Below are 20,747 nucleotides of genomic sequence, written 5' to 3'. Positions count from 1 at the left end.
TTATAAACACCCCGTCAGCCTACGACTGCCACCCCTCTTGAAAAGAGGGGAATTAGGCAACGATAATTTTATATTCCATTCTTTCAAAAGGAGTGCTTAAGCTTGCGAGGCAGGGGATCTATTTCTCACCTCTCCCCTTGTGGGAGAGGTCGTGCAGCATAAGCTGCGCGGGTGAGGGGTGTTTATATAGCTACCCCATTTATATTCTCTACATGATTTTCATCAATGGGCTATGACCATATTCCTACCCATTTTGATTATGTAAGCGTTGGCTGAGCGTAAGTCGAAGCCTCTATGAGATATGGTTTTCCCAAGCTACCACACTTCGACTGACGCTCAGTGCACGGTGAGCACTTATGGGTGAATATTCAGTCTTAGCACATAAATAGAATAGGTATGTGTAAATGCCTATTAACACGCATAGGGTTTTAAAAAAAATAATTCTGGGTATTATTTGAGCTGCAAACAATCCAAATTAAATCAAAATTTGGGTGTTGCAACTTTCAGTGATTCAATTAGCACAAGCTAAAAAAAGGGGTAAATAATGAATAAGATGAAGAAGCTGACTGCATTTATGTGTGTCTCGTTAGGGCTTTCAGGGGGAGTGCCAGCATCGGCTACTACAATATGGAGTACGATTAAAGAAGGGCAGACAAATCATGTTAATACTGAGCACAATGCGCTTTATGTCACGACACAAATGGGTATTTCTATTTCGCAAAACAATGGGGAAAGTTGGTCTGATAAAGCATTCTCTGATATATCAAGTAGTGTTACTAATATAAACCATATAACAAGTTTTCAGCAGAATATCTATCTGGCAACGAATGCGGGATTATTTGTGTCAAGTAATTTTGGAGATGACTGGAGTCTATTCTCTCAACTTGGAAATGAGGGTATTTCACGCATACATGTTACTTCAGCCGTTCATTTTTATGCTGTGACAAGCTCTGGTGTAGCTAAATGGTCTCAAGATGGTGGGCAAAGTTGGAAAGCGATTGGGTCGCGCCAAGGATTAAAGGATACAGGTATTATTGAGTACTATCCAGATATGGTAAATGGTCTGGAGTTTGCCTCCTCTGGGCAAACAGGGAATGTATGGGCTTGTTATCAAGGGGCAAGCTGTGAAAAAATGCTTAGACAACCAAATACTCTAATCAACACCTTTAGCGCAGACGCAAGTGTCATATATGGAGCGAGCACAAGTGGACTTTACGTATTTGAGTATCGCAAGTTAGAAGAAGATGAAGAAGATGATATTAAATGGGTGCTAAAGGATACAAATAGTGGTTTACCTAGCAATAATATTGCCAGTGTATTTGCTAGTAATGGTCAGGTTATTGTGGCAACGGATGCAGGTGTTGCATTATCGAATAATTTAGGAAATAACTGGAAATATCACAATGCTGATAATGGTCTAGCAAGTTCAAAAATTAATGATATCTCAATACTGTCAGATGTGGCATATGCAGCGACTGAAGGTGGTCTATCTATATCTAGTGAGGCAACAGATCGATTTGTGCAGTACAAGGATACAGATTGCTTGCTCGATACCCAAACTGGCTTGATCTGGCATAAAAATGGTTCTTTATATGCAGGAAGCTGGGTGGATGCAATGACTAAGTTTCCATATGATGCAAGCTCAAGTGAGAGCGTTTGCGGATTAACTGGATGGCGGTTACCTGAGCAAGCTGCTTTAAGTCAGTTGATTTTAGGGTGGAATGATGGGAGCTACAAACAGCCAAATGAGTATCTGGAGTCTCAAGGTTTTAGTGATTTAGCCCAGCATTCTTGGAGTGCTACTGAGAGTCAAGGAAATCCTAATAATGCTGAAGTCTTAAATATGATGACGGGTGTTTGGAGCTCGTATCCTAAATTAACCCCTTATGCATATCTGCCGATAAATGATACCAACGTACCAGAGAGTACTCGCCCAATCGTAGCGATAGGTTCTGCTGTATTAGAAATTGAAGAAGGTAGAAGTCAGCAAATTGTGGGCTCTAAAATCACGGCAGCCGAGGGTAAAATAATTGAATCAAACTTGTGGACTGGCGTAGGTAGTAAGTTCCTTGATGATGTAAATAGTATTGAACCTACCATTACAGCACCTGCATATAGCGTTGATGGTGATAATGAGTACGGGCTTGTATTGATTGCAACTGATAACCATGGGATAACCGGTAGAGATATAACAAGCTATACGATCACTCCAAATAATGATTTGTTGGCGATCGATGTTGATAATGGCGGTGAGTTAATTGAAGGTGAAACTGGTGCTTTAAACGCAACAGCAAGTGGTGGTGATGAGCCATATAAGTATTCGTGGTTAAGTAGTGATGACGTTCCAATAAAGCATGTTGATGACAGTAAAGGAGAAGCTAGCTTTGTAGCGCCTGATTACAAAGAAGGTCAGAGTAATGAATACACTTTCACTGTAATGGTGACAGATGCAGCACAAAGACAGCAAACAACGACAACCACTTATACAGTGACTCAAAAAAGTGTAGAAAGCTTAGTATTGGATGCAGGTATCGGTGGGAAAGTGGTAGAAGACAGAGCAGCTAATCTTTCTGTGACAGTGGAAAATGGTCAAGCGCCATATACTTATAAGTGGACAAATGATCGTGGTATAACCATTAATAATGCAGATCAGGCACAAGCTGATTTTATAGCACCAGAGTATCAAGAAACTAATAATACCTATGAGTTTACAGTGGTAGTAACTGATAATTTAGGTAATACTGGTACTTCGAGTGTGATCTATGAAGTTGAAAGAGATGACGCTAAATTATTTATTGTTGCTGATGGTACTTCGGAAGGTGCCTTGCAAGAAGGTGAGCAATCTACTATGCGCGTTAATGTGTCCGGAGGCGCTGAGCCATATACCTATTCTTGGTCAGGAGCTTCTGGAATTGAGGTTAATACTCAGGATCAATCGCGTGCAACCTTTATAGCGCCTGACTATATCAATGGCAATAATGAATACGTTATTGTCGCAAAAGTTGAAGATGCTCTTGGTAGAGTGAATCAGATTCAATATCAATATACTGTTACGGCAAATCCAGAGCTTACACCAATAGCTAATGCGGGACCAGATCAAGTAATCACTGAAGGTGATGCTATCACCGTAACTGCTAAAGGAGAAAGTAAGGGTAATAGAACGATTATTGGTTATGAATGGACTGGCTCTGGTGCTCAATACTTGGATAATAAAGCAAGTCAAACGCCTCGTTTCACGGCACCGGCTTACGGTGGTACAAATGATGTTTATGAGCTTAACTTAGTAGTTGTCGATAGCTCGGGTATTAGTAGCGCTTCTTCAGTGGCAACATATACTGTATCGCCAGATCAAGCGTTAATACCCGTGGCAAATGCAGGTGCAAATGGACGCGTAACCGAAGGGCAATCCGCTCAGTTAAATGGTCAGGGAGAAGCCAAAGGTCAGCGAGTCATTAGTAGCTATAAATGGAGTGGTAATGGTGCGCAATATTTAAATAATAAAAATATTGCAACCCCTCAATTCACTGCACCAGCCTTTGATCTTAATAAGAGTAATAATTATGATCTAACATTACACGTTACTGATAGTGTTGGCATTGTAAGTCAAGGCTCAACAATACAATATTCAGTTGATGTTGATGTTAGTATTGTGCCAATAGCGAACGCAGGGAATAATCAGCAAGTAGCAGAACAAAGTAGTTTTGTTGTTAACGCAAGTGCTGAAGCCCTTGGGGGGCGAACTATTAAGAGTTATCACTGGAGCGGTAATGGTGCTGCTTATTTAAATAATAAGAATATCTTAAAACCAACTTTTACTGCACCGTCACATACTGGAATAAATGATAGCTATGAATTGATTCTCGAGGTTGTCGATAGTGCAGGTATTCGCAGTGAGCAATCAGTTGTTATTTATGAAGTTACATATGATGCAACCTTATACGTTCCTGTAGCAAATGCAGGTAGCAGTAAAGCAGTAACTGAATTAGAAAAAGTTCAAGTAAATGGTTCTGGAACTCCTGAAGGGGAGCACAAAATTGTGAGCTATCATTGGAGCGGCAATGGAGCAAAGTATTTAAATGATGTCAATAGCCAATCTCCAATTTTTAATGCTCCTGTGTATACTAGCGTTGAAGAGAAAGCATATGAATTGACTTTGGTTGTAACGGATGATTATGGTATTTCAAGTCAGCCATCTAAGATCACAGTCACTATCAATCCGGATCACACAGTAAAACCTACAGTTTCTGTACGTGATGATAGTGGTGTAGAAGGAAGTAGGTGGACGCCAAAGAATTATTCAATAACGCCTCATGCTAAAGCTAATAAATTTAACAGGTCTATAGTGAAATATCATTGGCATAAGCCACCTTTTTCACATGATTATGGTTCTAACCAGTTGATGGGAACTTATGGTCATAATGGTAAAAGCCCTAGTCTTTATTTACCGGCATATCGAGAGACTGAGATTAACCCTTCTTACTCGGATAAAGATAATAGACAAGCTTACTGTTTGACTGTGACCGATAACGCAGGTGTTAGCTCAACAACAGATGTAAGATATAACTGGTTGGGGTATGGAACAAGTAATAACTGCGCAAGCATGTGGGTTAAAAAGAAATAGAACTATAAACATAAATACTTCTTACTTTTAGAGTTTTACATCAGGGAAGATGTCAGGAGATAAAGTATTTTAGATATTCGCCAGAGGCTATATCTATCATGAAGAAATTTATGACTCTTACTAAATTCTATAAGGTTTCCATTATGCGATATATTCAAATTATTTTTGTATATCTATTCACTCTCTTTTCAACACACTCATACGCTAATAACTTGAACCAATTGCCAAATAGTACCGATACTATGACGTTGGTTTCTGATCAAAAGGTGGTTGGTGTGGCAAAGCCTCAAATAAATCATACATATATTGCTGAGAATCCGATACCAGTATATTGGTCACCCGTATGCTGGAGCGATTTATTATATGGCTGCACGTGACTCAGGCTTTGGTGAGTTTGAGTCATTTTTATATTCAGCTTTTATTTCAACGTTTTTTTGGGAGTATGGTGTGGAGGCGTTTGCCGAAGTACCATCAATTCAAGATTTGATTGTGACACCTGTTGATGGTTGGTTGTTGGGTGTTGGGTGAGTATGCCTTTGTATCGCTATATTGAGGAGCATAATGGTGAACTCATGGGGTCACAAACATTTGGTAGCATTATCAAGTTTGTCATAAATCCCATGCTTGATTTATCACACCTGTTTGGATTTAATACCAAAAGCTATCTGAAGCTTGAAACAGCGCTATTTAATAAATCGAGCAATACTAATTCTTATTTGGATAAAACGCAGGATGATCGTTATATCAAAGCAACTTTTTCGATGAATTTTTAATTCGCGTCACGCAATAACGTCGTTGTCATGTAAATTATAGTTAACTATTGGATTGTTTATATTAACAAACATATTTTAGATAATGCACTCGTTTGTTTGTAAGTCTTTTTTAGGTTTTTTTGATGAAAGGAATTTTTAGTTTTCTATTTGTTTGGCTTTGTTTTATGGTCAGCTCATGTGGTGGATCAGGTGGTGAGAATGCTTCACTCACTGATGGCAGACTAAGGTTAAATATTAATGCTCCACAAGTAATGGGCCTTGGGAAGGAAATGAGTGTGTTTATAGGATTAGCCTCATCAAATCAAGACTCACTAAGTTTCAGTAATCAGCGTTACACTATCAGTATGATAGATCAAAATGCTAATAACCCTATCGTTTGTACGCCAGAAGCCCTTCAAGTTTCTGTAAATATGCCTTCACAAGAATTTACTTGCGTTAATAATGCTCAAGATTTAATGACTGATGAAACACATGTAATGTCTATTGTTGTTACCGATGATTCTGGTACCGTTATATCAGCTGAATCGCAAACCATTATACTTTCTAAGTTTGAACCAATTATACCGAGCACTGGAAATAGTAATTTACCCCGTAATGCAACGCTCGGTAAAAAATATCCGGTTATCTTTAACTTTGTTAATACTAACCCAAACCATTCCATGACAGATGTTACGACTAAAGCAGACGTTCCAAATGGCTTTATTGAGGAAGAGAACACCTGTGTTGATGAAATTAAACCCTTATCAAGTTGCCAGATCATCGGTAGCTTTATAGCGGAAGAAATCGGCTCCATTCATTTAGGCTATGAGCTTCTTTATAATGAGGGGCAGCCAATTATTTCAAACTTGGAAACCTATATTACATCTGTTTCTGTGATAGGGCGAATTTTGCAAGATTTACCAAGTAATCTTGAGAAAGATACAGTTTATCAATATAGCATATTGTTTAGTAATAGTAGCCAAGCTGCAGATGCAAAAGCAAACGCTATTGTTGTGAATAGTCAACTGCCTTTAGGCTTTGTCGAAACATCAAATACTTGCAGCTTAATTAGCGTACTAAATCAAGGTGAATCGTGTCAGATTAATGGCTGGTTTAAGGCAAATATTGACAAGGGTGCTATTAGCGTTAAATATACGCTATCTTATGATGAGGGCTCTGACGTAAACTTGGTCACAAACGCAAATATTACTGATGTTGTGGTTGTGGGGGCATTACTACAAGGTTTACCAATTAATATTGAAAAGGATATTATTGATCCTTTACCTGTGGGTGTATCTTTTGTAAATACAAATGATGTTTTGGCAGCAACTGGAGTGGTTTTAATTAAAAGCCTTCCCGACGGTTATGTTGAAATAAGTAATTCATGTAACATCAATGAATTATCACCTCTTCAATCATGTCAGATAATTGGCGAGTATTTGCCGAAGGCTCAAGGATTGAATACAGTCAGTTATGCTATGGTGTATGATCAGGGGCAAGCTGTACAGGTCAGCACAGCATCTCATGTTGCTGATATAAACATTATAGGCAAAGTATTAACAAGTCTTCCTGAGAATATTGCAGTAGGTGTTGAGTATCCTGTAAGTTTTGAATTTGAGAATCAAAGTGATCAGTTTGGGGCAACTGATGTTACTGTCATTTTAAATCTGCCATCTGGTTTTCAGTTGCAACAAAATACCTGTAATGCAAACGAGCTAGCGCCATTAGCTAAATGTTATGTAAGTGGTAAGTTAGTTGCAAATAGTGATGGAAACATTAGTGCTTCTGTTAATTTATCATATAAAGAAGGAGTTGACATTCTGTTAAGTACTACTGCAACTGCTACTACAGTTATTGTTACCGGTAGCGTTAGTAATGGGTTGCCTGATGAGATTTTATTAACTGAATCTTATCCTTTGACTTTTGAGTTTACCAATACTAATGGTTTTTTATCTGCCTCCCGTGTGAATTTATTGCCAATATCAATGTCAAATGGGGCGTTTGTTGAGCAACAAAATAGCTGCACATCTGATACGTTAATGCCTCAAGCTTCATGTGGCATAAGTGGCATTTTTACTCCCAAAGAACAAGGGAGTTTTTCGATAGTATATCGTTTAAGTTATGCAGAGGGGGCTAATGTTGAGGTAAGTGAAACAGTAGATGTGAAACTGCGGACTATAATTGTTAGCCATTTTAACCAAGCAAATTTTAGTCAATGTTATATCCAACAGAATGGTAATGATTTTTATGGTTGTAAAATTATGTCAGGTGTTGTTACTAGTGGGTTTAGGTTTATATTTGATAAAGCAAATGTCTATCTTCTAGAAGTTGGCAATGCAAATATAAAAAGTTGTCAATATGCTGGGCTAGGTGATATTGAAGGTTGTGTAACTTTAAATACAATAGGTGTTACGTTTGATCAGCCTAGCGATGTTTTAATAATAAATGATAAGGTTTATATAAGTGACGTAAACGCCAATAACATTTTCAGCTGCACGATTGATCCGTCTGGTCAGTTTACGTCATGTATTGAAAATAACTCTGTCAAAAGCTATTTTTCTGAACCTTTATCGCTGACATATGATAAAAATAATCAGCGTTTGTATGTTGCAAACTCGAGTACGAGTGTCTTTGATGCAGCTCGTAGAAGTATTGCTGTTTGCGAATTAGATCTTGAGCTTGGTGGTATAGTAAGCTGTATGAATGCAAGTCAAGGTATGAGTCTGTCTAAAGTTGTAGGTGTTAAGTTTAATAGTAGCTTAGGATATTTGTATTTTGCAGACTCAGACGCTGGTGTGGTAAAAAAATGTGAAGTTGATTCAGGTAATGGGCAGTTGCAAAATTGTATCGATGTGCTTACTTCTCAAAATGGTATCTTTGATCTTGCATTTAACAAACAAGGTAATCAAGTTTTTCTAACTAATTCATATACAGCAACCTTGCAAAGATGCGATGTCAATATTGATGGTGGCTTTATAAACTGTAAAACAAAACTTTCGGTAGTTGATGGTTTAATTCAACCGATCAGTAACTCCTTATATGGCTTATAAAATATTTTAAGTATTATTTTGCTCAGCAGTCATAATATTTCATTTGAGCCACTTGCAAAATTACCTAAATCCATGAGTTTTTAGCATTTAATTGAGACTTAGCGCACAGTTTGCTGCTTTATTCTGTCAGAATATATTTGCAAAAAAACAACAGGTGACAGCAGCATGAGCGCTAAGTTGAAGCAAACATTAACACATTCATGGCAACATATTCAATATAATCTTTTCCCTTGGATTGAAGTTGCTATCGGTAGGCTTACCGAAAAGAATCAACAACTCGTAACCATTCTAGAAATGATCAAGCTTGAACACTTCATTCCCACACCAAAACCATCAGTAGGAAGACCTCGATGCAACCGTCAAGCAATTGCTAGAGCTTCTATTGCTAAAGCAATTCATAATCTACCAACAACACGCTCACTGATAGAGCGTTTAAATGCGGATACTCAACTTAGGCAATTATGTGGCTGGGAATATTACGACTCCTTACCTGATGAAGCAACTTTTTCAAGGGTGTTTGCTGAATTTGCCGAATCTAAACTCACCGAGAAAATTCATGAGAAATTGATACACAGCTATCAGTCTGACCGCCTTATTGAGCATATTTCTCGTGATTCAACGGCAATCTCTGCCAGAGAAAAGCCAAAAAAGAAACCAATCGAAGAAGCAGGAAATACTAACCCTAAACGCAAGCGTGGTCGTCCTAAAAAAGATGACCCTCCCGTGGAAAAAGCCTTAACTCGCATTGATAAACAACTTAAAATGTCCTCCACTGGTGAAATGTTAGATGACCTGCCAAAATCATGTGATGTCGGCGCTAAGACAAACAGTAAATGTCATATGCTTACATGGTGCGGTTACAAGCTGCATATTGATACGGCGGATGGTGATATTCCGATATCCTGTATCCTTACTTCAGCATCATTACATGATAGTCAGGTCAGCATCCCATTGGCAAAGATGACAGATGAGCAGGTAATGTATTGTTATGAATTAATGGATTCAGCATATGATAGTATTCAACTGCGCCAATATTGCTTGAATTTAGGTCATGTCCCAATTATTGACTTTAATCGTCGTAGCTCAAATGATCAGCGACAATTTGAGTCATTTGAAAAAGAACGTTATAAACACAGAAGTGCAGCTGAGCGTGTTAATTCTGATTTGAAGGATAATCTAGGTGGGCGTTGTGTGCGTGTCAGAGGACATGCTAAGGTCATGTGTCATTTAATGTTTGGTATCATTGCTTTAACAGTGAAGCAAATTTTTCGTCTTTTAAAACCGGGGTAGATTAAAGCAAGCTAAACATGAATAAATAGCAATCTTCTGTTAACTCAGACAAACTGATCACGTCTTGATTTCAGTAAATTAGGTCAAAATAAAATCATACCTAGCTATAAGTCTCTTGCTGATCTCAGCTAGGAATATTATTTCAGCTGAAATAGAGTTATCCACAGTTAGAGCAAATCTTTATGTCCTAATTTTGCAAGTGGCTCATTTGTCTCTAATTTGTTGATAAGTAAACAGTGATTAACCTAATCTGTCTTTATATTATAATTTTAATTGATATGCTTACATCATGGCTTGAGCATATCAGTGAAATTTATAGTACAAACTTTTTGGGATCGTATGGGGCGTTTAAATTTCGATAAAGTAATTAAGAAAGTGGAGAGGGTGGGGGTATTATGTTTTGCTTTTACTCCCTTTAATGTGAATGCAAACATTGGAGACGGATCACGAGTTTACTTGCCACCGCCTGTTAGCTAAACAACTGTTAATGGGTTTATGCCATCTGCCAATGTTATATGTTTCTACCTGAAAAACATTAAATAAAACGAGCACTTATACCAAGCTCAATTAATCACAATATTTTCATTATGATCACAGTGACTTCAATGCATTGTCATCGTGATTTTATTAAATATCAACAAAGTAGGAGTCAAAATGAAAGGGTTAAAGAAGATAGTTACAGCAATAGCAGTGATGGGATTTGTAAATTGCTATGGATATGGATATGGATATGCTGTAGATTTAAATAGTCAGTCAATGAGTGGGGGGCAAACAGTATCAACTGCAATTGCTCAGTTGGGTAAAGGAGTGCCAGTTATGGCTTCTACATATATGCATGGGTATGATGTGTGGTCACATCCTATTATTGTTATGCGTGACGGCTCTACTTATGAGTTTAATACTTCTTGGAACTTTAATTATCATGGTAGTTTTAAAAATATGACTGGTTACCCTAAGGAAAAAGGAATTCCTGTAGCAGGTTTTGCAATGCCAGGTTTTGCTGGAAATAATTTATATGTATATTATGTTTTTCCCGATGGCTCCATATATAAGGCATGGGCGTTTTATGGTCATGAGTGGTCTGATACTCAAAAAAATATCTATGATATGGAGGGTTATCCACTTGCAAAAGGTCTTCCTGTTGCAGCATTTGAGTGGAGTAAAGCAGGTAATTCTTGGCGCATGATTATCTTAGCAGATGGTAGTGTTTATCGGTTTAATAAGGATTGGAAGTTTGAGGCAGACCCAGATCTTGTTGGCGGCAATATTAAGAATGCGCCAGATTACCCAACAGATAAGGGTGTTCCTATAGCTGCATATCAGTCTCCCGATAAGCAATCTAATCAAATTTATTTTATTTTTGCAGATGGTTCCCAATATAAGATTGGATCTACTTCAGTGCAGTGGCAGTTTAAGAAAGCTTCTCTAAATAGTATTTATCAAGAACCAAGTTATCCTAGGTTGGCCGATGGCTTAAAAGTGGACCTATCATTAGAACATGATATGAGTTTATTAGGCGGGACATATAAAATTTATAATAACAGCAAAAACCAAGCGAGATTAAAAGTTAAGGCAAGTGTCTATAGCGAAAATGAATATTATGATCGAACTTATTATGAGTTTGATATGAATCAGTTAATGGGCGCTTTAACGTTGTATGATCAGCAAGATGACATGAAACCTCAACACTTCTCGTTGCAGCGCAATGACTATCTTTTAGGCACATTTAATCAAACGCGAGCGCTCTCTTCGACTGTTGAGTTAGGTGAGTTGGTTAATTATGAATTAAAATCGTCAGATAAGATTGAAAAATCTGGTTATATTTATTTTACTTCTGCAGCAGAGCAATATCACTTATATAATCTTTGTATTAAATATATGGAAGATCAAGACCGATCAAATGGTGGGACTTGCAATAAACAGACAACTCTGGTGGAAGGAAAGGCGCCATTGCAGTTTTCACGCTCAAGCTTTCAGTGGCAAATGTTTTGGCGATGGGCTAGTGCATATTACTTGACTGAAAACATATATAGATTAACTGATGCGTCTGTAAAAATTAAGTCAATCTATAATCCAAATGCTTCAATAAACGGTGAGAAACCTAATGACCCGTTACCACGACAACGATTTGAGGAAGCTGTGACAAAATTTAGCATATATGGAGGATCAAGAGGCCCCGGAACAATTATGTTGGAAAAAAGTGATGTTAGTATTTACAACAGTGCATTACAAACAATGTGGGGCTGTTATGATCAGTATTCGCCACTCGTTGTTGAGGATGAGTATGGTAACACATCAAAGGTCGACATTGATTTCGGTTATGGGCAGCTTTATCACTGGGTAATGGAACAAGGTAAACCCTTAAGTGATTATCGTTGTTTAAACGTATGGAATTAATTTATGTCTAAATTTAGAATATCAGCAATATTTTTATTGCTATCACCGGCCTATGCCCAAGATTTAGTGTCAGATGATACAAAACAAGTCAATGGCAAAGCGACAGCTTCAATCACAAATGCTGCAGATAATGATGATTTGTTGCAGCAAGTCGCCGCGTTAGGCAAGCTCCCAGAAAAACAAAATATGTTAAGTGGTCAGAGCAGTGATTTTAAAGAGGGTGAAAATAATAATTTACTAAGCAAATCATTGCGTTCGTCTGGTCAAAGCGATGATCTCGTGTCGGATGCTTTTAGCTTCGCCACTTTAGGCAGGGTTGATGCGCGTACAGGGACATATGATTTTAACTATGTCGTTGGACAAACGATCGATAACGCTTCTTTAAATCAAGCATTTCAATTACGACTGCATTATCGCCAAGGTAACAAATTCGATAGCGGTTTTGGCAAAGGTTGGTCGCTTGGTGTGTCTTTTTATGATCAAAATACACAGACTTTGACTTTGGCAGGTGGCTTCTCGCAACGCATCGAATATCCAACCAACAAGCCGCAATACTATAAGTTGAAAGATATTAAAATTCTGCCATTATCGGGTGACGACTTGTTTAAAGTAGTCTTTAAAGACGGGTCGTATGAGATTATCGGTAGCGATGGGCGGATTAAGTCATCCTTTGGTGTAGATGGTAAAAAAACCTCGTTTTACTACAACGGTGACAGGCTTGCCCAAGTACAAACAGGTAAAAATAGTATCTTTATAAGCTATGAAAAGAATCAAGTGGTCATTAGTAGTCGATCTCATCATGGTGTTGAGCGCAAAGTAATGGTTAATAAGGATAACCAAGGATATTTAGACAACATTACCTATCAAGCTGAGCAGGATTATAAGACACAGTTTTTCTATGATAATAAAGGCTTGATTGAGAAAGTGATTTCACCAACGGGTGCCGCCGAGGAAATCACGTATCAGCGATTATTGCGCCCACAAAATAGTGGTGAAGTCTATGCTGTCAATGTGCATAAGATCGTACCAGGATATGGTCAACCCACCATGCAAACACGTTATCAATTTGGCGATCAAAGTAATGGTAATTTAAATAATTATACAGGCTATCCAACAGCAAGTTACGTGCAGGGCAAAGATGCTCTAGCAGAGATGGGTGATAAATTTAATTACTCTGTTAAAGTGATTACTGGTGGTGTATCTACCGTATATACCTATAATAAATTCCATTTACTGGAAAAGTCAGAAACCTTTGATGTCAAGGGCAGTTTGTTAACTAAAGAAGAAAAGAAATATGACTTTTCACCTTATGCCACTTTTGATCAATTGCCAAATAACTACCAATACCCGATTAGTGAGACAACAAGCTACTTTAACTTGGCGGATCAGCGTGCAAACTTGCAGACTAAGTCTTCACGTAGCTCCTTGGTGGTGACCAGTAAATACGACGACTATGGTAATTTACTAGAAACAACAGATGCCTATGGGATAAAAAAGGAGATTATCTATTGCGCAAGTAATAGTAACTCAGACGGATGTGTTGCTGATCCCAATGGCTTTAAGCAATATATTTCTAAGGAGATTATTTATCCAAAAGTAGGTAATCATGAGTATCCACAAGTAAAAGCCTATCAATATAAGCGCTTAAATGATCAGCGTAATTTGATTGTTGCCGATGTCATCAAATCTGGTTATCTCAAAGAGGATAATATCAACTATATTTCAGAGAAAACATTTGAATATAATGATGATCTTAAGTCTGATTTTTTTGGTATGTTGCATGCAGAAAAAACCAAGGATCTTATGCATAATTCAAGCAATAAGCTTAAAGAAATTAACAAAACCTATAGCTATGCGAAAGAATCTAACGGGCAACTAAAGCAGATAAGCACTCTGGTGAGTAAATCGGCTGAAGGAGCGGATCAATCCGTCAGTTCAACGCGTATATTAGATGGCTATACTGGGCAGACATTACGTGCTGAGGATGACTTGGGCAATCAAGTTCAGATGAGCTATGACCTATTAGGGCGCTTAACAAAGCAAGTTATTGCAAAAGGCACAGAATATGAGGCGAGTGCGACTAACCAATATGTATATCATAAGAATACTGAACTAGCATTAATAACAACGGATGCCAATGGTTTCCAGATGAAGGTGCAAATGGATGGTTTAGGGCGTGAAATTGCTAAATATAAACAAAAAGTTGATGCTAGTGGTCATTTGCTTACGGGGCAGTTTGTCCAACTATCAAAAACAAGCTATAACGCGCAAGGGCAAGTGACTGAAGTGATTGCTTATGATACAGATGTTTCAGGAGGTATTGTTGAGCATAAAGTGAGTTATATTTATGATGCTTTAGGTCGAAACATCACAACAATCAACCCTGACGGCAGTCAAGCACATGTGCTGTATGATGATGTTAATAATACTAAGCGTCAATGGCTTGAAAAGGGTAATCAAAAATCGCGGATGACTGAAACGGTGTTTGATCAGGTGAACAATCCTATCATTGAACGCGTTATTAGCGCTGATGACAGTAAGATTTTAAGCGAAGTACGTTATTTTTATGATGGATTTGGACGTTTAATTGAATCTGAAGATGTCAGTGGCAATCGTACCGTGACACATTATAATGAGATAGGTGAGATCGCTTATGTCACCTTGCCAACGGGGGATCAAACGCATAAAAACTATGATATGCTTGGTAATGTCATTGAAATTGGTGTCAAACCCAAAGACCAAACTAAAAAAATACTGGGTAAACGCTACTTTGATGATCGTGGTTTGTTGCTTTGGGAAGAGAATACCGAGGGTGTTAAAGAGACGTATCAATACGACAAAATGGGCAATCCGATTAAAATGATCAATCGTTATGGTCATGTTGTTGAGACTGAAATGGATCGTGTGCTGCAATTACCAGTCAAGAGCTATGTAGTGGGAGATAGTGATTATGATGTGGTGTATGCTTATGATAAGGTCACAGGACAGCTGCTCACACTCACTGATAAAACCGGTGTTAAAAGCTATTCATATACCGCCGAAGGTCGTCTGCAAAAAGAGACGTATAAGCCGAAAAATCAAAATGAGGTAACGGCAGAGTATCGCTATAGTCGTGCTGGTAATGTTATAAGCTTTAAAGACTATATTGGCAATGTGAGCCAATATCACTATGATAATATGGGCAAAGTAATTGCAGTTGACTATAAATACGCAGGCAAAGAGTCTTTTATCAAAGACTATATGACGTATCATTATGATGATCTGGGTCGCTTACAGAAAAAAACGATTGATGGCATCACAACAACGTTTGGTTATGATGATAAAGCCAATAAGACAGGCTTTTTAATTTCTCAGGTAGATAAGCTTTCTGAAAATGACACAACACCTATCAATACACTTGAGTATGAGTTTACAACCATTAAGCGCAATATTGACGGTCAAACTCACGAATTCTACACGGGCAATATCGCTAAGAAAACAAGGGTAGATAAAGCCAATCAAAAGTCAATTGAAAGTTATTTTTATGATCTAATGAATAATCTTGACGACTATCAATGCAAAGGTAACTTATGTCCTAAAGATCAGCTAGGTAACACGGTATTAAGAGAAGAATATACCTTTGATGCATTTAATAATATCGGTAATGTTAAGCAAACGTATGTTGATAAAAATACCTTAGTCAATGGTGTTAATACAACGACGTATTTCTATGATCAAAATAACCCTGCTAAGTTGGAGAAATATACCAATAGTCAAAGCATATATGGCAACAGTCAAACGATTAAATATGATATTGCAGGCAGTATTATTAGTGATGAGCAAGGCAATAGCTTAGCTTATGATAAATTAGGACGCATGATATCCTTTACGGCAAAAGGCGCCAGATCCGGAGAAGAGATTCGCTATGGTTATAATGCTCAGGGCGAGCAGATTTGGCAAAAGGTGCTTAATCAGGAAATGTTGTCTTTATATTATATTGGTGGCGTATTGAGTCACGAGTCACAAGATGGTCAATGGCTTAGTTATCTGGCGGGCAATAGTATGCATGGGCGTATTAAGCAAGACAATGCCAAAGCGGTTATGGATATACGTTATTACATTTATGACTATGCAGGTAGCGTGCTGTATGACATCGAAAAAAGTAATAACAAACTGAGCATAGCAAGTCAGAAAGTTTATACGCCTTATGGTATTGCTAGTGATTTAATGTCAATAGATAGCAGTGGCACAGAGGCGTTAATAGATCAATTTGCCATCGGTTATAATGGGCAACGTACGGAAGAAGTGACAGAATACCAACACTTGGGTAATGGTTATCGCGCGTATAACCCTATGCTTAAGCGCTTTATGTCATATGATAATATGTCCCCTTTTGATAAAGGCGGTATTAATGGGTATATTTACCCCAATAATCCAATTGCCTACTCTGATCCAACAGGACATTTTTGGGGATGGATTGCTGGAGCTATTGGTGCCGTTGTTGGCGCAGTTGTTGGTGCGGTGACAGGTGTTATTCAAGGAGCAATTACCGGTGACTATAGTGGTGTGTGGAAAAATGCGATCTCTGGTGCAGCCGCGGGCTTTGTCGCGGGGGCTATGACTGATCCAAGCAGTATGTCAGCAGCAGCCGTTGTTGGGGTTGCAGCATTATCAACGCTAGCAGGCAGTGCGGCAGGTTTTGCTGTGGATCTTGCCTCAGGCAGTAGTGTTAAAGATGCCGCAATAACAGCAGGTGTTGGCTTTGCGGTAGGTATGGCTACTTTTGGTATTATGAAAGGAGCTGGAGCCGCAGTGGGTCGCGCTGCTGCAACATCAGCAGGTAAGGCTATTGGTAGTGCGGTAGGGCGTGTAACTCGTCCAATTACACAGGCGGTAAATAACTTTAGATCATCGGTAAGTAAAGCGCTAACACCAAAACGCATGTGCTTTGCTGCAGGCACCTTGGTATTAACCGGTATTAGTGAGTCAGGTGAGAAATCATATAAAGAGATTCAAGAAATTGAGTTAGGTGATCAGGTGGTGACAGCTATTGATGCAGATATTGATATTAACGCACCAGTTATTGAATGGTCTGGTTATACTGAATCTTCTCAAGTAGATCAGTCTGATAATGAATATGACGATAATGTTGTGATATTATCAGCTGAGACTGAGATAGAGGAAGCAGCTTAATGAGAAAGTATTTTATATCGATCCTATTTTTGACGCTGCCTTTAATCTCATCAGCGCATAATTATGATGCTGTTAATATTACGCCTAGATTATGGCAGCAAGTGACACTTAATTATACAGATATGATTGATGGGAGATCCTATCCAGCAGAAATCAAGTTACTCCGTCATTCTCAATGGCTCAAAGAAAGTGGTATTGATCAAGTGGGGAGAAGGTCGGTTTTTTCATTACCGGAGTTTGGTATTGATCAGGTGCAAGTAACGGTTACTGATATAAACGATATCAAAGTAGACACAAAAGATACTGATCGGCGTAAAGAAAAAACAAAGACAGTGACTGGTACATTTAAGCGCTATGCTAAAGATGTGAGAACTTATGCCTTTAAGGATGAGAAGGGAAATATTGAACAGATTAACGCAACGCCAAATCACCCTTTTTATGTGGTTAATCAACAGGCGTATGTTGCAATTGATGATATTACTATAAATGATAATTTAATTAGTCAATCGGGAAATATCGTAAAATTAGTTTGCGTAAAAGGAAAAATGCTAAGCTGTGGTAAACCTTATAGCCAAACTCAATCCCCAACTATTGTATATAATATTGAAGTTTATCAAGAGCATGTTTATCAGGTGGGGTTAAGCTCTGTTTTAACCCATAATGTATATGGAAGTGGGGCTAAAAAATGGGCGAGTGCAAGTACCCCGCGAGGACTAAGTTATCCTCCTAACGGTAAACCTATTCCTCCAAGTATTGGTGCATCAAAATATGGGCAAGACAGCATCCTCTCTGAACCAAGAGTCGACCTAGTCGAAGGGAAGTGGCCTGGTGCCAAAGGAACCCTTAAAGGAAGTGATGGCGAAGTGGATCGATTACTTAGTGAATCAATTCAACCAGATCCAACACCATGGCCTAATGCTGTGGGTACTTATGGTGTGGAAGATGAAATTTCATCAAGTGTTATTCGTCGCCCTTTATATAGAAAGAACGTTACACATGGGAAGCGTATTAATACACGTTACAGGGCGACTTTAGAACGTGTTCCACGTGAATTTGAATTTAGTGAGGGTGATCAAGTTGTACAGAGTAATTGCTTTACAGGCTGGTTTAAATGCTTGTTTAAATAGTCTATATGTAAATGATGGAATTTAGATCATTCTTGTTAATAATTTTATGTAGAATAGGGAGTTGCAATGTATATTTATACTAAATCTTTGAGAAATACTTTTTTGCTTGGGCTTTTTATATCTAGCTTAAGTTTTATAGCATCTGCCCAAGCCCCAAGTTATGACTTGATATCAATCACACCTAAAACATGGCAACAAGTCACACTTAATTATGTAGATCTGATTGACGGGCGATCCTATCTAGCAGAAATAAAGTTACTTCGCCCCTCTAAGTGGCTTGAAGAAAATAATATTGATCAAGTGGGCAAAAGATCGATTTTTTCATTGCCAGAGTTTGGCATTGATCAGGTGGAGGTAACGGTTACTAATATAACGGATACCAGAGTAGATACAAAAGATATTGATTGGCGTAAAGAAAAAACAAAGACAGTGACTGGTACATTTAAGCGCTATGCTAAAGATGTGAGAACCTATGGCTTTAAGGATGAAAATGGAAATATTGAACAGATTAATGCTACATCAAATCACCCTTTTTATGTGGTTAATAAACAGGCGTATGTCGCGATTGATGAGCTTACTGTTAGTGATGAATTAGTGAGCCAGTTAGGGAAAGCAGTTAAGCTCGTTTGTCCTGTAGATAAAAATAGCAGTTGTGGTGAGCGGTATAATAAAAATGGCAAGCCTGTTGTTGTTTATAATTTAGAGGTCTATAGGGATCATGTTTATTATGTTGGTAAAGGAGTATTAACTCATAATGTGTATACTGGTTCAAGTAGCTCTAGCATTACCAGTGGTTATAAAAAAATTGGTGCTAGTGATGGAGCTCAAGCTTTAATTAATGCGGAGCCAAGCTATATTGACTTTGCTGATATTGATATTGCAAGAGGTTATACCTTAAATTCAAAAGGATTCATTCAGAGAGAAACAATGGATTATATCTATAGGGCAGACGCAAGAAGTTTTGACAAAATTAGAAGTTCAGGTGGGTTTGGTGGTTCTCGTGTTTTTGCAGATGGATCAATGTTAGATAATGGAGTTGATACATTGGTTGGTAGTAGAACGGCGGCAGGAGCTTATAAGTTTGGACTAGAAGAAATATCAGGAAGATTTACTGTTTATAGAATAAATGTTAGAGGGTTAACAGTCGCTTCTCTTAATGAAACTGTAGAGCATACGAATTTATTTAATCGTGTTTTAAAGGAAAATATTTTTGAAGGCTCTTACTCTTTTGGTTGGGATGAAGTTCATGTAAAAGCTCCTATTGGAATAAACCGAGTTTCAGTTGTTACGGTTGTAAATAGCAGAGCATAATTATTTTGTTGGACAGAGGTTCTACAGTCGCAGGAATGTTGTTAATTATAGTTTACATATTCAGTCTATACATTAGCATGCCTACGTTATTAAATAAGCCGTCAGCTTACTCCCAAGCTAAGCTGATCTTTTTGTTAAATCATCAAAAAAAGGTGAAATCATCAATATTAGTGACTTTGCTAATGGCAATCATCCGGCTGTGCAATTTCTAAAGCAGTTACTGCTGATGGAGTCACGGTATCGTGTGATTAATGAGGTTGGCATTTCTTATAACGATCAATTGAGCTTACTATCGGGTAATCACCTGTACAATGAGATGGTTGATAGTAGTGTTAGCAAAACAGGAACATTGCATCTAGGACTTGGACTGTTAATTAACACCCAGTATCACATTGATTTATTTGCATTAGGTACTGAGGTTCATTTTGGGTAATTATGAAAATGAAGGAGTCTAGTTTGAGAGGTTTAATTTTTATATCTTCAGCTTTGTTATGCACGAATGTTATTGCTTCAGAAAATTCTGAAGTGTCAAAAGGTAACAGAGTGTTAAAAAGTACAAAAAGTGAAATGACACATAATCGTTATATACAATCGGTTGATAATAAGGGGTTAACATGGCTTGCGCCCTTTAGCGCAGATGAGGCCATGAAAGCTGGCTTTTATCCTGATAGTACATTTAGCGATAAGTACGGGACTAAAATGAATGTTGCTGTTTTTCAATATCAAAGAGCAAAATATTTTTGTGACAACCTCTGGTATATGGGTTATAGCGATTGGCGTTTACCAAGTAAATACGAGTTATCAGATTTTGCCAAAGCGAACTACCCTATTAGTACTTACCCATTACAATGGCCGGCAAGTCAATATTACGTTTCTTCAACGATTATGGGGTCTAAAGTATACTTTTATGATTTTGTCGGTAATAGAGAAACTTCAAGTTATATCACTTATAATCCAAGTGGTTATGCCGCATGTGTACGCAACTTAAATTAATTTATCAGATTGATAGACTCAATCGCTTAGTGTA

The 20,747-nt window shown here is 37.9% G+C and carries 11 protein-coding genes; all 11 read left to right on the top strand.

What is annotated here, in order from left to right; all coding sequences use genetic code 11:
* The first annotated feature begins 544 nt into the window (after positions 1-544).
* The 11 genes from IE867_RS01585 (at position 545) to IE867_RS01535 (ending at position 20,713) form a co-directional block, all read left to right on the top strand.
* Positions 545-4,621, top strand: a complete 4,077-nt coding sequence (locus IE867_RS01585) for an Lcl C-terminal domain-containing protein (protein WP_192483028.1) — start codon at positions 545-547, stop codon at positions 4,619-4,621.
* A 306-nt stretch (positions 4,622-4,927) separates the two neighbouring features.
* A complete protein-coding gene (locus IE867_RS01580; RefSeq protein ID WP_203249645.1) occupies positions 4,928-5,149 on the top strand; it encodes a DUF3943 domain-containing protein in 222 nt (73 codons plus the stop codon).
* Positions 5,146-5,394, top strand: a complete 249-nt coding sequence (locus IE867_RS01575) for a hypothetical protein (RefSeq protein ID WP_192483026.1) — start codon at positions 5,146-5,148, stop codon at positions 5,392-5,394. Before IE867_RS01580 ends, IE867_RS01575 begins: the two co-directional genes overlap by 4 nt.
* Positions 5,395-5,516: 122 nt before the next feature.
* A complete protein-coding gene (locus tag IE867_RS01570) occupies positions 5,517-8,423 on the top strand; it encodes a lactonase family protein (RefSeq protein ID WP_192483025.1) in 2,907 nt (968 codons plus the stop codon).
* A 165-nt stretch (positions 8,424-8,588) separates the two neighbouring features.
* Positions 8,589-9,713, top strand: coding sequence for a transposase (locus tag IE867_RS01565; protein ID WP_192483024.1), 1,125 nt, complete (start codon positions 8,589-8,591; stop codon positions 9,711-9,713).
* A gap of 654 nt (positions 9,714-10,367) precedes the next feature.
* Entirely contained in the window at positions 10,368-12,110 is a 1,743-nt protein-coding gene (locus IE867_RS01560; RefSeq protein ID WP_192483023.1) for a hypothetical protein, read from the top strand.
* Positions 12,111-12,113: 3 nt separating this feature from the next.
* Complete coding sequence (locus IE867_RS01555; RefSeq protein ID WP_192483022.1) at positions 12,114-17,282, top strand: RHS repeat-associated core domain-containing protein; 5,169 nt, start codon at positions 12,114-12,116, stop codon at positions 17,280-17,282.
* The gene (locus IE867_RS01550; protein WP_192483021.1) at positions 17,282-18,409 is read left to right on the top strand and encodes a polymorphic toxin-type HINT domain-containing protein; all 1,128 of its coding nucleotides are present in this window, start codon (positions 17,282-17,284) and stop codon (positions 18,407-18,409) included. Before IE867_RS01555 ends, IE867_RS01550 begins: the two co-directional genes overlap by 1 nt.
* 66 nt (positions 18,410-18,475) lie before the next feature.
* Positions 18,476-19,720, top strand: coding sequence for a polymorphic toxin-type HINT domain-containing protein (locus IE867_RS01545; RefSeq protein WP_192483020.1), 1,245 nt, complete (start codon positions 18,476-18,478; stop codon positions 19,718-19,720).
* 226 nt (positions 19,721-19,946) lie between these two features.
* On the top strand, positions 19,947-20,153 hold the full coding sequence (locus tag IE867_RS01540; protein WP_192483019.1) for a hypothetical protein: 207 nt from the start codon (positions 19,947-19,949) through the stop codon (positions 20,151-20,153).
* Positions 20,154-20,263: 110 nt separating this feature from the next.
* Positions 20,264-20,713, top strand: coding sequence for a hypothetical protein (locus IE867_RS01535; protein WP_192483018.1), 450 nt, complete (start codon positions 20,264-20,266; stop codon positions 20,711-20,713).
* The last annotated feature ends 34 nt before the right edge of the window (positions 20,714-20,747 follow it).

Source organism: Cysteiniphilum marinum (assembly GCF_014857925.1).
GTDB classification, from domain to species: domain Bacteria; phylum Pseudomonadota; class Gammaproteobacteria; order Francisellales; family Francisellaceae; genus Caedibacter; species Caedibacter marinus.
This window is presented reverse-complemented; position numbering and strand designations above follow the sequence as displayed.

Excerpts from the sequence above, each read along its gene's own strand:
- IE867_RS01585 (WP_192483028.1), top strand. The coding sequence starts at position 545 with ATGAATAAGATGAAGAAGCTGACTGCATTTATGTGTGTCTCGTTAGGG.
- IE867_RS01570 (WP_192483025.1), top strand. The coding sequence starts at position 5,517 with ATGAAAGGAATTTTTAGTTTTCTATTTGTTTGGCTTTGTTTTATGGTC.
- IE867_RS01565 (WP_192483024.1), top strand. The coding sequence starts at position 8,589 with ATGAGCGCTAAGTTGAAGCAAACATTAACACATTCATGGCAACATATT.
- IE867_RS01560 (WP_192483023.1), top strand. The coding sequence starts at position 10,368 with ATGAAAGGGTTAAAGAAGATAGTTACAGCAATAGCAGTGATGGGATTT.
- IE867_RS01555 (WP_192483022.1), top strand. The coding sequence starts at position 12,114 with ATGTCTAAATTTAGAATATCAGCAATATTTTTATTGCTATCACCGGCC.
- IE867_RS01550 (WP_192483021.1), top strand. The coding sequence starts at position 17,282 with ATGAGAAAGTATTTTATATCGATCCTATTTTTGACGCTGCCTTTAATC.
- IE867_RS01545 (WP_192483020.1), top strand. The coding sequence starts at position 18,476 with ATGTATATTTATACTAAATCTTTGAGAAATACTTTTTTGCTTGGGCTT.
- IE867_RS01540 (WP_192483019.1), top strand. The coding sequence starts at position 19,947 with ATGGAGTCACGGTATCGTGTGATTAATGAGGTTGGCATTTCTTATAAC.